Below are 1,754 nucleotides of genomic sequence, written 5' to 3'. Positions count from 1 at the left end.
GTGATTTCACCGCGCAACACCGGCGGTGGCACACAGGAAATTGCCATCGAGGCGCACGGTCTGAGCATGCGTTTCGGCGATTTTGTCGCCGTCGATAACGTCAGCCTACGCATCGAGCGCGGGGAAATCTTCGGCTTTCTGGGTTCCAACGGCTGCGGCAAGTCGACCACAATGAAAATGCTCACCGGCCTGTTGCAACCGAGCGAAGGCGAAGCCCGGCTGTTTGGCCGCATCGTCGACGCCAGCAATATGGCCACCCGACGACGCGTCGGTTATATGTCGCAAGCATTCTCGCTGTACACTGAGCTGACAGTGCGGCAAAACCTGGAGCTGCACGCCAAACTATTCCACTTGCCCGACGCAGGGATTCCCGCCCGCGTCGCCGAAATGGCGCAACGTTTCATGCTCGACACAGCCATGAACAGCCTGCCCGATGAATTACCCCTGGGGATTCGCCAGCGTCTGTCACTGGCAGTAGCGGTGATCCACAGGCCGGACTTGTTGATTCTCGACGAGCCGACCTCCGGCGTCGATCCGGTGGCGCGCGACAAGTTCTGGGAGCTGATCGTCGATCTCGCCCGCCGTGACCAGGTCACGGTTTTCATTTCCACCCACTTCATGAACGAAGCCGAACGCTGCGATCGCATCTCGTTGATGCATGCGGGCAAGGTGCTCGCCAGCGACGCTCCCGCCGCGCTGGTCGACCGTAACGGTCACGCCACGCTGGAACAAGCGTTCATTGCTTATCTGAAGGAAGCGGGTGGTGTCGACGACGAGTCAACGGACGAAGCGCCGATGTCTCTGGCGACCCCGCCCATGCAGCCATCGGCGCCGGTGCACAATCAGGCCGCTCAGTCTGGCGCCCGCTTCAGCCTGCTGCGCTTGTATAGCATCTGCGTGCGCGAAGCCCTCGAACTGTACCGTGACCCCATCCGCGTCTCAATCGCGTTGTTCGGCACCTTATTCCTGATGCTTACTTTCGGTTATGGCATCACCATGGACGTCGAGAATCTGCGTTTTGCGGTACTCGACCGCGACCAGACCACACTCAGCAATAACTACGCACTCGACCTCGGTGGCTCACGTTATTTTATCGCCCAGCCACCCATTGCCGATTACGACGCACTCGACCGCCGTATGCGTAGCGGCGAACTGAGTCTGGCGCTGGAGATTCCACCCAACTTCGCGCGCGATGTGCGGCGCGGTGATCCGGTAAAAATTGGCGCCTGGATCGATGGCGCGATGCCGACTCGCGCCGAAAGCGTACTCGGTTACGTGCAGGCGATGCACCAGGTCTGGTTGCGGGAGCAAATGCGTCGCTATGCCACGGATCAAGCACCGGCTGAATTGATGACCATTGAGACGCGCTTTCGTTACAACCCTGATGTCCTTAGCCTGCCCGCCATGGTGCCCTCGGTAATCCCGATCCTGCTGATGCTGATTCCAGCCATGCTCAGTGCGCTCAGCGTGGTACGCGAAAAGGAACTCGGTTCCATCCTCAACCTTTACGTCACTCCGGTGAGCAAGTTCGAATTTCTCGTTGGCAAACAACTACCCTATATCGCCATAGGCATGATCAACTTCTTTCTACTGTGCGCGATGGCGGTGTGGGTTTTTGGCGTGCCGCTCAAGGGCGACTTCCTGCTACTGACCTTGGCCGCGCTGCTCTATGTGACCTTCGCCACCGGCTTAGGCTTATTGGTCTCGGTTTTCACCCGCAGCCAGATAGCCGCCATCTTCGCCACCTTCATTCT

1 protein-coding gene is annotated in these 1,754 nt (G+C 59.1%); it reads left to right on the top strand.

Going from position 1 to position 1,754, the window contains the following annotated elements:
- Window positions 1-1,754 (top strand): ABC transporter permease (locus A1359_RS01150; protein ID WP_157200427.1); only part of this gene is annotated, 1,754 nt, incomplete at both ends.

It is taken from the genome of Methylomonas lenta (assembly GCF_001644015.1).
In the GTDB taxonomy this organism is placed as follows: Bacteria; Pseudomonadota; Gammaproteobacteria; order Methylococcales; family Methylomonadaceae; genus Methylomonas; species Methylomonas lenta.
The sequence above is the reverse complement of the archived record's forward strand: the minus strand, read 5'-3'. Positions and strand labels throughout refer to the sequence as shown.